Raw genomic sequence first — 13,016 nt, 5'->3', positions numbered from 1 at the left:
CTAAATTTTCAACTTAAATCCGTCCTCATAGCTAGGAGTTGTCGGGCGACAACTCCTTTAATCTGCGTCCAACTCTCATTAACCGATCATTAACTTTAAATATGTTGAGCCTCGCTGGGAATCGGGGTATTCATAGACGGAAATTATCTGTGTTTACGCAAAAAAGCGTGTCTACATTGGAGCGTGACTTGGAGTCGAACGCAAAACTTAACAAAGCTATTCACAAACTAATCGCTACTCATGCGAAAGACTTGTCTGCGCAGCTACAGAAGCATCGCATTCAGTTATACCCCCCGGAAGCTCGTAAAAGTTTGCGTTCATTTAGTTCCACTGAAGCTGCAAAACTCATCGGCGTGAACGACGGATACCTACGCCACCTCTCTTTAGAAGGCAAAGGGGTCCAGCCCGAAGTTAGCGCGAATGGTCGCCGATCTTACAGTGCTGAAGCAATCCACGAGCTACGTAAATATCTCGATGAGAACGGCAAGCACGACCGCAGATATCTTCCTATCCGGTCGAAACACGAACATCTCCAGGTAATAGCTGTCGTAAATTTTAAGGGCGGCTCCGGCAAGACAACCACCGCTGCACATCTTGCACAGTACCTGGCTCTCCATGGCCATCGCGTTCTTGCTATCGATCTTGACCCGCAGGCATCTCTATCCGCTCTTCACGGTTTTCAACCAGAGTTCGATGTAGGCGACAATGAAACTCTGTATGGCGCTGTCAGATACGATGGCGAGAGACGACCTCTCTCGGAGATCATAAAGAAGACTTACATGCAGAACCTCGATCTTGTTCCGGGTAATCTGGAACTCGTCGAATTCGAGCATGACACCGCTCGTGTTCTTGCACGCAACGATCATCAATCCATGTTTTTCACGAGAATGGATGAAGCCATTTCATCCGTTGCGGATAACTACGATGTCGTTGTTGTAGACTGCCCACCCCAGCTCGGCTTTCTGACGATGTCAGCTCTTTGTGCAGCAACTGCAGTATTGGTGACTGTCCATCCGCAGATGCTCGATGTCATGTCGATGTGTCAGTTCCTGCTCATGACATCGGAACTGCTGTCGGTTGTCGCTGAAGCTGGTGGCTCGATGGACTACGATTGGATGCGATATCTAGTCACCCGCTACGAACCTGGTGATGGTCCGCAGAACCAGATGATGTCTTTCATGAGAACCATGTTCGGCGATCACGTTCTTAATCACCCAATGTTGAAATCTACTGCAATTTCTGACGCTGGCATCACTAAGCAAACCCTTTACGAAGTCCCAAGAGAACAGTTCACAAGAGCCACTTATGACCGTGCCCATGAGGCTCTGGACAATGTTAATTCGGAGATCGAACAGTTAATTCACACAGCTTGGGGGAGATCGTAATGGCTCGCAAAAACCTGCTTGAAGGCTTGCTTCCTCAAAAGTTGTCGTCCGACAACTCTGCTCCCGATGAAGTTCAAACTCCTGAACGCGCATCTGCTGCGTTCTCACACAAGGGCGCAATCGGCGCTGTTTCCCGTTCCATTCAGCAACTGAAATCTAGCTCAGTTTCTGAGATCGAACCTGATCTTATTGATGAGCCATTTGTCTCAGATCGTCTTGAAGAGAGCGATGAGAGCTTCGCAGAGTTTGCAGCTCAAATAAGGGAACATGGACAACAGGTCCCCATTCTCGTTCGCCCCCATCCAGATAAAGAAGGTCGTTATCAGGTAGCCTACGGTCGCAGACGACTTCGCGCAGTGAAGGAAGCTGGAAAGCTCGTAAAGGCGACCGTTAAGCCTCTTTCCGATAACGAACTCGTAGTTGCTCAGGGACAGGAAAACAACGCCAGGCAAGACCTTTCATATATTGAGAAGGCTCTCTATGCGCTCCAATTGGAGGGCAGGGGCTTCAAGCGTGATGTTATCATGTCTGCGCTTGCGATCGATAAAGCCGCGCTTTCACACCTTATTTCTACAGCTGAACGTATTCCAGACGACATCATTCGCGGTATCGGATCCGCGCCAAAAGCAGGCAGAGATCGATGGGTGAAGGTCGCCGCTTATCTTGCAGAGGCAGGCAATATATCCTACGTACGTGAACTCTTAGACGGTGAACTTAAAGCACTCTCATCGGATGAACGGTTCGTTCGTGTTTTCCAGCTTCTAAAGCCACTTACCAAAAATAAAAAAATGGTGCCGGTTAAGTCCTGGAGATCCAAAGATTCCTCAGTTACGTTCTCAATAAATCGGATGCCTAAAAAGACATCAATCGAACTCACTGACGCTAATGCTGGTGATTTTGGTGACTGGATATCTGCTCGGTTAGACTCTCTTTATGATGAGTTTGAGCAATCAAAAAAGACACAAACTGGAGATTAAACCGCAAAAGAAAAGCCCCCACAAACAAAGTCTGTGAGAGCCGATCTGTAATCCTAGCAAATTACGAATCGCATTTCTCAGAATCTTTGTCAATGTTTTTAACGTCATTTTGGCGGGTGGATTTCTTTTGCCTTTTGAAAGGTGAGAGGGAATGCAAATTCTGAAGACTAACACGTCCGCATTTCGTGGACGAATGAAGGCTTTTGCCCAAAATGCTGACCCGCAGGAAAAGCCTGAGCAGGGGAGAGGCGTAAACAGATGGGCGCTCTACAAACAGCTTTGCCTCACTAAGGCTGAATTCGGTCTGAACGATCGTTGTCTTGCCGTGCTGAGCTCACTTCTGTCATTTTTGCCTGATGATGAATTGCATGAGAAAAGCGGTCTTGTCGTTTTCCCATCCAATCGACAGCTTTCGCTGCGCGCCCATGGCATGCCGGAATCGACACTGCGCCGTCATCTGGCGTCCCTGATTGACGCTGGGATCATTGCGCGCAACGATAGCCCGACCCGCAAACGCTATGCTCATAAGGATAGGGAAGGCGGCGTCGAGCTTGCTTTCGGCTTTTCCTTTGCGCCCTTGCTCGATCGCGCGTCTGAAATTGCTGCTATCGCAGATAAGATTCTCGCCGATCAGAAAGAACTGAAGCGTCTTCGCGACGAAGTGTCCGTCATGCGCCGAGATATGGCGGCAGCTTTTGCGGATAAGGCCGAAGAAACAGGTGAGCGTGGCGCGCGTCTCGAAGCGTTGTTCATTTGCTTCCGCGCCATTGTCGACGCTATTCCTCGCCGCGCATCTCTTGATGAACTGTCCGCGATCAGGGCCAATTTTGAAGCCATTCGTGGTGAAATGGCTATCGTGTTGAAACCAATAGAGATTGTTCCGGAAATGAGCGGCAGCGTCGCTCAATATGAGCGGCAGCATAATGAATCCCTGTCAGAATCCCTTTTTGAATCTCAAAATAGCAAAAAGATTGATTTGAAAGCGCCTTCTGCAGAAATACCAGTTCCCGTGAAAGCTGAAAGCGAAACTTCTGCCGAGTTAACGCCATCCATATCTCTCGACCAGGTGCTTCGATCCTGTCCGGATATCTGCGAGTATGGTGTGAACGGAATTGGCACATGGCGTGAGCTTCTTGATGCCTCGCGTATCGTCTCGGGCTTTCTCGGCATCAGTCAATCAGCCTATCAGGAAGCTATCCGTTTCATGGGGCCAGAAACCGCTTCAACCGCTATTGCGTGGATTTTGCAGAAACTGTCGGCCATCAACTCGCCTGGCGGATATCTACGGTCTCTGACACAGAAGGCGAGGGGAGGGACCTTCTCAATCCGCCAACTCCTGTTGTCGGGAATGAAGGCAAGTGGGTGTCTCGTCTCAGTATGAGACTGCTTTGACCCGTTTCTTAAGGCACAGCCATGAGTTGGAAACGTCTATCGCGGATAAGCCAAATTCTGGGCTCGGGCCTAGTCGCGGGATTGCTTTGTTGGCTGGTCTGGGCCGGTGCGCAGGGTCTCGTTGGGGTCATACAGAACGGGAGGATCGTCAACAGACGAGGGTCGGACATTTATATGAGCGATAACCCGATCATATTTTGGGCTCTCAGTGGATTTTTCACGCTCGGGTTAATTCTCATGGCCGGTCTGGCGTTGATTTGCTTATCGCACTGGTTTTCCCTTTTTCCGACGTTCGAACCGTTAGGCGAGGGGCTTCCTAGGGGTAACCGGTATCGCGGACGGCAACCAAAGAAGATGGGCGTCTCGGCTCCGGTTTTCAGCAAAGCGCGCATGGAATACCGCTGATTAAGGGAGATCGGAAATATAAGTGTAGGCCGCTCGTACGAAGACCATCGCCGCCAGATTGCAGCGATGGACCTGGCGACAAGTCTGCGGGATGCCGATTCAGATCGGTCGAACGTTTTCCGCTTTGGCTTTGCCGGTCTTACGATCCTGGCCGATTTCGTAGCTGACTTTCTGGCCCTCTCCGAGCGATCCGCCTGCTTGGGCTAAGCCGGAGACATGCACAAAAACATCACTGCCGCCACTTTCTGGCGTGATAAAACCGAAACCTTTGTCAGAATTGAAAAATTTTACCGTGCCCGTTGCCATATGGATCCTCTTAAATGGAGCGACGTTTGCTTTGCCGATGGACACTATTGAATGCGCAGGGGACGCGCAACTGCCGCTTATCGCGGCTACCCGATCGATTGATCATTGAACCAAGTCCCCGCTGGCCATATGACCAGTATGAGTTCTTGTGAGGAGGCGCAGACTTGAGTGTTATATTCCTGAACGGGTCAGGCAGTTTGATTTGTGACGGCATTGATGCTGGCCAGATTGAATTTAGTATTGCGGAGCCTGCCGACAGTCCGGATACGACTAGGCGTGGAAAACTCTGGGGGAATAAGCAGGCTATTGCTGTGGCGATGGATGCCCAGAAAGTGGAACTGAAACCTTCCGATGCTCATGATCTCTTATCTCTGGATGTAGAAGATACTGATCGGCAGGGCGGCATATCATTCAGTGTCCTGTAACAGGCTAAGCGAAGGGACCTTGTTGGGATCAGCCAAACATTTCATTCGACGACGCGTCTTCTGAAAGGATGGCGCGCTCAGATGTGCTTGATGCGAGGAGGCTGTAAGCAAGCGTCGTGACCCCGACAAAAGCTATCAACATGACAACAACGGCGACCAATAGCCGGATGCATTGTCGGCGTTTGAAAGATGATTGGCCAGTCCAATCGATTATTGACGAAGGGTAATTGTCGTTCATAAGTCGATACTGCGCATAAAATTGTAAACAAGCCTTTGATTGAAAGCTGTGCTTACAAAATTTAACTGTGCGGTAGCGGCTGAGATAGCATGAATACTCTCTACATCGCCATAGGGTGCCCGTCTTTCGAAGAGGCCTGACGCTTTTTGATGGCTTCAGTTGGCTTTTAAGCGCTCAATCGTTTTTTCGCGCCAAACCCGGAGTTGACCGAAGGAATTAAATCCCGGTGCTCTTCCCAAAGACACCGGGGCCGTTCAACACAATCTGGTCACGTTCATTCCGCTTTGAACGCCGAAAATATAATTGCCTTGAATTCAGATTCCAACCCGTCTGTGGCGCGACAATTTAGATAGGAAGCGCGACAAACCGGATGAAGATTTTGGTGCTCGCGATTTAATGAAGATGTACCGAGTATCTGTGTGTTGCAAGGACTATTTTTGGTTACTTGACGCAGAGCGACATAAGTTTGATTTGGAGATTGACGCTGCGCGACAATCTGGATGACTTATATTTGTCGCTCAGGTCCGCAAAAAGTCGGCCCGTTTTAATCAGGCCGACTTTGATTGCGCGACAATCTACATTTGCGTTTGTTTGTCGCGGCGCGTCACTGAGCTGGAACGAGAGCCGGAGGTAATGCATCGGCTACGTCGGATGCTTCATTCTCCCCCAGTGTTAGACGTGTGATAGCGGTTTTGCGCCTGTAGCTTTCCACATTCATCTCGAAGATGGTCGCGTGATGAACCAGTCTGTCGATGGCAGCCAGCGTCATGGCTTTATCGGGGAAGACCTTGTCCCATTCCCCAAAAGGCTGATTTGCAGTGATGAGAATTGATCGTCGCTCGTATCGTGCACTGATGAGTTCAAAGAGCACACTGGTTTCAGCCTGATCCTTGCTCACATAGGCCATGTCATCGAGTATGAGCAGATGATACTTGTCAAGCTTTGCTATTGCACCTTCAGGATCGAGATTTCGTCGCGCGGCCTGCAGCTTTTGAACGAGATCGGTGGTGCGGGTAAACAGCACCCGCCATCCATTCTCGATCAGTCCTACGCCGATAGCCGCCGCAAGATGCGACTTGCCGCCGCCCGGTCCGCCAAACAACATCAGATTAGCCCCATTCTTCAGCCAGACATCGCCTGCGACCAATGCCATTACACGGGCTTTTGAGACCATCGGGACGGCTGTGAAGTCGAATGCATCGAGGGTTTTCCCCGGAGGAAGACGTGCTTCGGTGAGATGGCGCTGCATGCGCCGTGTTTCGCGCTCGGCAATCTCGAACTCGGTAAGAGCCGCAAGCAACCTGGCTGCAGGCCAGCCTTCGGTGTCAGCCCGTTCAGTGAAGCTATGCCAGGCCTATGATATCCCTGGGAGCCGCAGATCAGTGAGCATTAAAGACAGGCGCGCAGTATCGATTTGATCGTTGGACCTCATGCCATCACCTGCCTATGCGTGCTGATCAGCTGATCGTAATCGACCAGCTTGCCCAGATCGACATTAACCTGGGGAACGCTGGCCGGGTTGGGTGCGAACCTGACGCGCATTTCATCAATTGTGGGCAAACTCCCGGCATTAAGCGTAGTCTCAATGGCATCCGCCAATGCAGCCTCGACATTGCGCTCATGAGCGAGGCTGAGCAATTCTACCGTTAGACGGCAGGCATCGCGTTCGGGCAATGCTTCCATGGCGGCGTGATAGAGTTTGCGATAAGCGTCCCTTGGGAAGAGCTGATCGCGATAGATAAGTCGCGGCAAAGCTCCCGGCTTTCGGCGAAGCGAATGAATGACATGGCGGTAGTTTACAACATGCTGAAGAGGACCAAGCTGGCCGCGCACTCGCGGAAGCGTCATCACATGAGTGCCACCCAGAAACAGTTCGATGTGCTGCTTGAAGAGCCGTGCGCGCAAGCGGTGTCCGATCAGCCGTGATGGAACAGTGTAAAACACCCTGCGAAGGGTAAACCCTCCGCTGCTGGTGACGCGAACAATCTCATCTACGCCCTCCGGCTGGCGGTCGCGCGGTAGCAGTAGCAGGCTTTCGCGCTCAGCGGCAATCTCTTTGATCCGGCGGGCATTTCGCTGACCGACAACGCCATCAAGAAAGGCAGCAAAACTGGTGACGTCGGGAAAGTCGCGCGTTCCGCGCAGCAAAAGCGCATCTTCCAGTTCCCGCTTCAGATCGCCATGAGAACCTTCAACTGCTCCATTCTCATGAGCGACGCCGCGATTGTTGCGACTGGCTTTCATACCGTAATGGGCACAAAGGGCTTCGTAGCGATCCGTCATATCGCGAGCGCTATCAGCATTGATATTACGGAATGCAGCCGAAAGACTGTCTGTACGGTGGTCACGCGGTGCGCCACCCAGCGACCAAAGAGCATTTTGCAAACCAGTAGTTAGCGCAGCAAAACTTTCACCGCCTTCAACAATCTGGGCATGCTCAAAGCCACTATATGCAAGACGGAAGTGGTAGAGTAGATAATCCAAAACTACCCCTGCGATTGTAACCTTAAGACCCGGCGCATGGGTAAAGTCCGAAAGCCCCATATGTCCCGGCTCATGAACCTGCCGGAAGATGACTTCCTGGTCTTCTCCATGGAGCGCACGCCATGCGCTGATCCGTCGTTCAAGTGTGCGGCGGATGCCAGCTCCGAGTTCAGGGTGGCGTTTGCGAAGTTCCCGAAGAATGCCAACCGGCCGCAGTCCTGGTGCGCTTTGCAGCATAGGAACAACTTCTTCTATGAATATCCCGGCCAATGGATCAGGTCGACGGCGTTCGTGTTTGACCTTCTTCTCGCTCGGCAGGCGAGGATCTGTTTCAATCCGATAACCCGTTGATGCGCTGAACCCTGACTTGGCGGCTGCAACAGGAACACTGTGCTTCTCGCGATTTTGCATGTAAAGCCTCAATTGTTGATCTGTGATGTGTCTGCCGGGCATGCATTCTTCCTTTGTGAGAAAAAGAAAAATGCACCCAACACATCGCGATCACCAGACGGCGTGAACCCAACCGGGTTTGCGCCGTCGCGATGAACGTCCCTGCGGTCGGGCAAGCCCTCCCTACGGGACGCTCATCGCGACAAACTCATCTAGATTGACGCCGTTCCCACGTTGATTGCCGCTCTACACCCGTCGCTTATATGAAAACATCGAAGACCCTTCAGTAGAATCCTGATCTCGGGTTAATCCGTTTTGGATCTTCAAACAATTTTAGTGCGCCATTTGCGGTGAGAGCGTAGCGGACGCCGCCGGCCGGAGGCACCCGCGCTCCCATATCGCGCTGTAGGGTTGCCGGAGGCCCATTAAGAGAGGCGAGATGGCTTCGGTTAATAGAATGGGTAAGTTTGATGCAGATTACCGAAAAGGTAATACGGAAATACCGGTTGGATGACTCATAAGGGTAATTATGGTCCTAAATTCTAAATATAATGGCATCTAAAGCGCACTTTTCAGGCAGAACGTCTGTTTATGGGTTGTCGGAATGAACCAAATCGGTAACATTCATTGCCGTCGAATACCAAACTTTGAGGAGAATGTGACCGGGTAAAAAAGAAAAACCGCTCCCGAATAAATCCGGAAGCGGGGTGCAAATTTCAAACCTTCAGTAAAAGTAGAATCGCACTCCCATCTTCCAATGTCAAACAGAAACGCTTTTCGGCGAACGGGAAATCTTTGCCTGGTCCTCAGTGAGGAGATGAGGAGTATGGGGGAAGCCCTACAACCTGTGCGGCGAGTCGGCCGTAAACAGACACCACAACGAACCGAGTTTCGTCGAATGGCTCGGTTCGCAGAGATGGGAACTGTTACACGCGGCCAGCTGATCGGACTTGCGCAGTCACTCCCTTGCCTTGGCCTCATTAATGGCACAGAGGCGCACTTGCTTGTTACACTGATCAATACGGCTCCAGCAGAGAGCTATGACAAAGGCGGCCGACCGATCGTGTTCAAATCCAATGCGGCGCTTGCCTTCGAGATTGGACGATCCGAGGGACGTGTGAGCCGTATGTTGTCACAGCTCTTCGATGCCGGTTTAATCACCATGCAGGACAGTGGTAATTATAAGCGCTATCCGGTCCGTAGCGGGGACGGCAGTATTGCCGAGGCTTGCGGCATCGATCTGCGCGTTCTCATCGCCCGCTTCCCGGAACTCGATGGGATGGTCCGACAGACAAAGGCGGAAAAGAAAGCACTCAATGCGAACCTGCGTCGCTATCGCGGCGCCGTTCGCAATCTACGTAACGCGCTCGCCACTATGGAGGACATCCCCGCTCGGCTGCGCTCAATAATCGAGAAGCGTTTCGAGCGTGTTCTCGATGCAGTAGGCATCGCGAGCAAGGCATCAAGTGCTGTTCTGCGTCGCGCAACAGGCTTGATTGAATGGATCGTCGAGCGGGTAATGCAGCTCCCTCACCGTGAGCAGCCGTCCGATAGAAACGAAGATTCGACATGCCCGTATGCCGAAAACGACATGCACAAACAGATTACAAACCCCTATTCCCTTGAAAGTAGTAGTGATGAAATGCGTTCGGCTAGCGCCGAACAACTCAATTTTTTGATGACCGGCTTCGCCGGTAAGAGGGCTTTCGAAAAAAGCCTGGGGCGCAATTCGGGTAAAAACAATCGACCGCACCACCCGCCACAAGCGTTAGTGGCCCTACAGGATGTGTTACGGGCAATACCGGCGCTAACCACTTATGGAATGTCGCTCCCCCGCAACTGGGCTGAATTAGCCCGGCTCGCCCCACAAGTCTGCCGCTTGGCGGGTATTTCCGAAGATGCACGCCGTCGCGCGGTGGATCAGATGGGGGAACAGGCCGCCGCAATTGCCATCGCCATTACACTGCAGAAGTTCGACCAACAGGAAGTGAAGTCGCCGGGCGGCTATTTGCGCGCCATGACAGCGCGCGCAGCCGCCGGCGAACTGCATCTTGCCCGCTCGGTTTTCGGGCTTGCTGCCCGTCATGGAATGGAGGGGATACATTGATCTTTCGCTCCGTTTTCGCCGCGCGGTTGCCATACGGCCTGGTTGCGCGCAGGGCAGGCCGAAGCGATGTCACGCTACTTGCCGCAAAACCACGGCATCGACATTGCCGAATAAGGGTATGCCGAGAACGAAGCACGCGCACGTTTGCTTGGAATTTGGGCAATGGATGTGGAGAGCCCGCATCTCTATCGACGGCCCCATGCCTCCAGATAAGCCCGGCCTGTATAGCCATATTGGCATTGTCGAGTGATCCGGCGCAGAGAACCGTTCCGGTTATCCATATTTGCCAAGATTACACGAGGACCGTTGAAAAAGCATTCTATCCGTCTATCATGCATTGCAATATCGGTACCGTATAAACGGTCTATGCCGACGAGATGGGTTGCCATATTGGCGCATAGAATACACCTCTAATCCGGTTGCTTTTGACGCTCGTTCGCACGTCGACGCGGTTGCCGCAAAGCCGGAAGCCTGAAAAATTTCCCCGCCTGCGGCTCCTCGCGCGACAAATTTTTCGGCCTCGGCTTCCTCCGCTGCGCTCCGGACCAAGGGTGCAACACCGCTTACCGCCGTGCCAGTGAACGATCATCGCAACCACATAGAGGAGTGAATACCATGGCCAACGAAATCACCAATTTCATCCAGTTCGACAGCGAAGACCTCGACACTGCATCCGGCAAAGGCCGCATCTCGACCCTGACCGACGATATCGACATCGAGGTCGTGCCCTTCAACTCGGAAAACCCGGACGCTCCTACGCATCGCGTTTTCGCCAAGTCACCGCGTGGCTTTAATATCGAGGTTGGCGGCATCTGGAAAAAGGCAAAGGCCGATGGCGAAGGTTTTAAGCGCAATCTCTCGATCCGTCGCCTGAACTACAACGCCAATCTGGGCCGCTTCGGCGGACAGGACGACCCAAGCCTTCAGGCCGTTCTCGAATGGGAACCGCGCAATTGATAGCCCAACAGCGCCCGGTCAAATGCCGGGCGCAATTCACAGTAGTGCCGTAAAATCCCTTTGTTTTCTGGATTTTCACCGCTTTTGATGCTAGTGTAGACAACAACAGGAGTTTTGAAGATGAACTTTCATGCCCCCCGTCCGGATCGATCAGCAGAAGCTGTTGCCAAGCGTAAAAAGGCTACAGATCAGGCGCGCGCCGCAAATATGCGACAGGGTTATGTCCACGATCCATTGTTGGAGGCGGCAACCGAGGCCTATGTCGCTGGCGAGATCTCGCGCGACGAATACAAAGCGCGCGTTGTTCGCAAACCTCAGTAATTCCCCTTCAACATTTTGGGACATGAGACCGCCTGCCTTGGGCTGGCGGCTTTTTGTTGATCTTCGTCATGGCTGAAACGGGACCCAAAGGCTCCTATACCTATCCGAATATATCAGACGATCCCGACCGCAGGGACGTGCTGCGCAACAAACTCGGAATCCAGTCCCATAAGGAACTGCGCGTCGAAGAATATCGCGCGACAGCTTTCCGATTGGCTGAAATTACTGAAGGTGACGGACCAAAAGGCGCTTTCGACGCGCAACATCTGAAGGCCATTCATGGTCATATTTTCCAGGATATTTATGAATGGGCCGGTCATACGCGCAATGAAAGCCCCGTTGTCGACGGCCAGAGAGTGGAACCAATTGGCAATCTGTCGAAAGGCGGAACCTCGTTCCTACACGGCTCGCGTATCGAGATGGGCTTGGATGAAGCCTTTAGACCGATCCGGAATCCCGAAATTTTGCGCGGATCGTCGGTCGAACGGTTCGCCGAGATCGCCGGTAAAGTGTTGGCAGAGTTGAATTATGTGCACCCGTTTCGAGAAGGAAACGGACGGACGCAGGAGGCGCTTGATCAAGGCGTATTCTCCGCCGCTGTGATTATCAACATTCTGGCTCGCAAGCGTGATCCACAGCCCGCCGCCATTCTTTCCATCCCCGATGCGCTGCGCCTGACCCATGAGCCTGTGGCAGACTGCGCACGTTATGACAGCCTCAGGAGGGCAAGCTGATATGGAACGATCTCAAATCTTCGACATGATGAGCACGCTGAAGCTTTACGGCATGCGCAGCGCCTATGACGAGATCATGGCCTCTGGCATCAAACGCCAGCACGAACCACCGCGCATTGTCGGCGACCTGTTGCAGTCGGAGATCGCCGAGAAACAGGCGCGCTCGATTAAATACCAGATCACCGTCGCAAAGCTGCCGCTGGCCAAGGACATCGACGACTTCGACTTTACCGACACGCCGGTCAATGAAGGACTGGTGCGCCAGCTCGCGAGCGGAGCTTTCCTTGCCGAGCAGCACAATGTCGTTCTCGTTGGAGGAACTGGCACTGGAAAATCCCATTTGTCCATCGCACTTGCCCGTGCCTTGATCCGCAACGGCGCGCGCGGGCGCTTCTACAACGTCGTCGATCTCGTCAATCGTCTTGAAACGGAAGCGCGTAATGGTAAGCAGGGGCGTCTTGCCGACTTTATCTCCAGGCTCGATTTCGTCATTATGGACGAGCTTGGCTATCTTCCGTTCGCCCAAGCGGGCGAACAGTTGCTGTTCCACCTCATCAGCAGGCTCTACGAGCGAACTTCAATCATCGTCACCACAAACCTGACGTTCGGCGAATGGCCGACTGTCTTCGGCGACGCAAAAATGACCGCCGCTCTGCTCGACCGGCTTACCCATCATTGCGAGATCGTTGAAACGGGAAATGAATCGTGGCGCTTCAAAAACCGCTCTCAAAGCTAAAGCCGAAGAACGCTAGTGATCCGCGCGCGCAAACCCTGCACTAAATTGAAAGTTCCGGGCCCGCGCACGCTAAACGTTGCAACCTAAAGGAGGGGTACTTTTTGGACGCCGATAAGGGGTTCCGTTTAAACGCCGATTGACAGTCCAGCAGGTCTCTTT

11 protein-coding genes and 3 pseudogenes are annotated in these 13,016 nt (G+C 52.6%); 11 read left to right on the top strand and 3 right to left on the bottom strand.

The annotated features are described in order from the left end of the window. The first annotated feature begins 188 nt into the window (after positions 1 to 188). The 4 genes from repA to CEV32_RS23340 all read left to right on the top strand — a co-directional run bounded on the left by repA (position 189) and on the right by CEV32_RS23340 (position 4,159). On the top strand, positions 189 to 1,385 hold the full coding sequence (repA, locus tag CEV32_RS04930; RefSeq protein WP_094574853.1) for a plasmid partitioning protein RepA: 1,197 nt from the start codon (positions 189 to 191) through the stop codon (positions 1,383 to 1,385). Next, positions 1,385 to 2,362 carry a plasmid partitioning protein RepB gene (repB, locus tag CEV32_RS04925; RefSeq protein ID WP_094574714.1) on the top strand — a complete coding sequence of 326 codons (978 nt, stop codon included), beginning with the start codon at positions 1,385 to 1,387 and terminating at the stop codon, positions 2,360 to 2,362. The genes repA and repB overlap by 1 nt, the downstream gene beginning before the upstream one ends. A 151-nt stretch (positions 2,363 to 2,513) precedes the next feature. After that, positions 2,514 to 3,743, top strand: coding sequence for a plasmid replication protein RepC (repC, locus tag CEV32_RS04920; protein ID WP_094574711.1), 1,230 nt, complete (start codon positions 2,514 to 2,516; stop codon positions 3,741 to 3,743). A 185-nt stretch (positions 3,744 to 3,928) separates the two neighbouring features. Further along, complete coding sequence (locus CEV32_RS23340; protein WP_138787083.1) at positions 3,929 to 4,159, top strand: hypothetical protein; 231 nt, start codon at positions 3,929 to 3,931, stop codon at positions 4,157 to 4,159. 99 nt (positions 4,160 to 4,258) lie between these two features. On the opposite strand, the gene CEV32_RS04910 is transcribed toward CEV32_RS23340, so the two are convergent. After that, positions 4,259 to 4,465, bottom strand: coding sequence for a cold-shock protein (locus tag CEV32_RS04910; RefSeq protein ID WP_094574707.1), 207 nt, complete (start codon positions 4,463 to 4,465; stop codon positions 4,259 to 4,261). 164 nt (positions 4,466 to 4,629) lie between these two features. Here CEV32_RS04910 and CEV32_RS04905 point away from each other — a divergent pair, with 164 nt between their 5' ends. Next, positions 4,630 to 4,890 carry a hypothetical protein gene (locus tag CEV32_RS04905; RefSeq protein WP_094574704.1) on the top strand — a complete coding sequence of 87 codons (261 nt, stop codon included), beginning with the start codon at positions 4,630 to 4,632 and terminating at the stop codon, positions 4,888 to 4,890. An 842-nt stretch (positions 4,891 to 5,732) separates the two neighbouring features. Here the strand turns inward: CEV32_RS04905 and istB (CEV32_RS04895) are convergent. Then, positions 5,733 to 6,560, bottom strand: a pseudogene (istB, locus tag CEV32_RS04895) (IS21-like element helper ATPase IstB). Next, positions 6,557 to 8,065 (bottom strand): IS21 family transposase, encoded by a 1,509-nt coding sequence (gene istA, locus CEV32_RS04890; protein WP_094574699.1) that lies wholly within the window; start codon positions 8,063 to 8,065, stop codon positions 6,557 to 6,559. Before istA ends, istB (CEV32_RS04895) begins: the two are co-directional and overlap by 4 nt. 763 nt (positions 8,066 to 8,828) lie before the next feature. Here istA and repC (CEV32_RS04885) point away from each other — a divergent pair. The 6 genes and pseudogenes from repC (CEV32_RS04885) to istB (CEV32_RS04865) all read left to right on the top strand — a co-directional run bounded on the left by repC (CEV32_RS04885) (position 8,829) and on the right by istB (CEV32_RS04865) (position 12,857). After that, positions 8,829 to 10,109 (top strand): plasmid replication protein RepC, encoded by a 1,281-nt coding sequence (gene repC, locus CEV32_RS04885; protein ID WP_094574697.1) that lies wholly within the window; start codon positions 8,829 to 8,831, stop codon positions 10,107 to 10,109. Between the two features lie 615 nt (positions 10,110 to 10,724). Beyond that, the gene (locus CEV32_RS04880) at positions 10,725 to 11,066 is read left to right on the top strand and encodes a DUF736 family protein (RefSeq protein WP_094574695.1); all 342 of its coding nucleotides are present in this window, start codon (positions 10,725 to 10,727) and stop codon (positions 11,064 to 11,066) included. A gap of 120 nt (positions 11,067 to 11,186) precedes the next feature. After that, a complete protein-coding gene (locus tag CEV32_RS04875; protein WP_094574693.1) occupies positions 11,187 to 11,387 on the top strand; it encodes an antitoxin VbhA family protein in 201 nt (66 codons plus the stop codon). A gap of 68 nt (positions 11,388 to 11,455) precedes the next feature. Beyond that, positions 11,456 to 11,959: pseudogene (locus tag CEV32_RS04870) on the top strand (Fic/DOC family protein); the annotation flags it as partial. Continuing rightward, positions 11,954 to 12,190 (top strand): annotated as a pseudogene (locus CEV32_RS23880) (IS21 family transposase); the annotation flags it as partial. The pseudogenes CEV32_RS04870 and CEV32_RS23880, both read left to right, overlap by 6 nt. After that, a complete protein-coding gene (gene istB, locus CEV32_RS04865) occupies positions 12,123 to 12,857 on the top strand; it encodes an IS21-like element helper ATPase IstB (protein WP_094574691.1) in 735 nt (244 codons plus the stop codon). The pseudogene CEV32_RS23880 and the gene istB (CEV32_RS04865), both read left to right, overlap by 68 nt. Positions 12,858 to 13,016: the final 159 nt, after the last annotated feature.

Source organism: Brucella rhizosphaerae (assembly GCF_002252475.1).
Lineage (GTDB): Bacteria > Pseudomonadota > Alphaproteobacteria > Rhizobiales > Rhizobiaceae > Brucella > Brucella rhizosphaerae.
Note: the sequence above shows the minus strand (reverse complement) of the source record. Positions and strands in the feature narration are given on the sequence as shown.

Bases quoted from the DNA above. Each gene is read 5' to 3' on its own strand.
- repB (WP_094574714.1), top strand. From the start codon at position 1,385: ATGGCTCGCAAAAACCTGCTTGAAGGCTTGCTTCCTCAAAAGTTGTCG.
- repC (WP_094574711.1), top strand. From the start codon at position 2,514: ATGCAAATTCTGAAGACTAACACGTCCGCATTTCGTGGACGAATGAAG.
- CEV32_RS23340 (WP_138787083.1), top strand. From the start codon at position 3,929: ATGAGCGATAACCCGATCATATTTTGGGCTCTCAGTGGATTTTTCACG.
- CEV32_RS04910 (WP_094574707.1), bottom strand. From the start codon at position 4,465: ATGGCAACGGGCACGGTAAAATTTTTCAATTCTGACAAAGGTTTCGGT.
- istA (WP_094574699.1), bottom strand. From the start codon at position 8,065: ATGCCCGGCAGACACATCACAGATCAACAATTGAGGCTTTACATGCAA.
- repC (WP_094574697.1), top strand. From the start codon at position 8,829: ATGGGGGAAGCCCTACAACCTGTGCGGCGAGTCGGCCGTAAACAGACA.
- CEV32_RS04880 (WP_094574695.1), top strand. From the start codon at position 10,725: ATGGCCAACGAAATCACCAATTTCATCCAGTTCGACAGCGAAGACCTC.
- CEV32_RS04875 (WP_094574693.1), top strand. From the start codon at position 11,187: ATGAACTTTCATGCCCCCCGTCCGGATCGATCAGCAGAAGCTGTTGCC.
- istB (WP_094574691.1), top strand. From the start codon at position 12,123: ATGGAACGATCTCAAATCTTCGACATGATGAGCACGCTGAAGCTTTAC.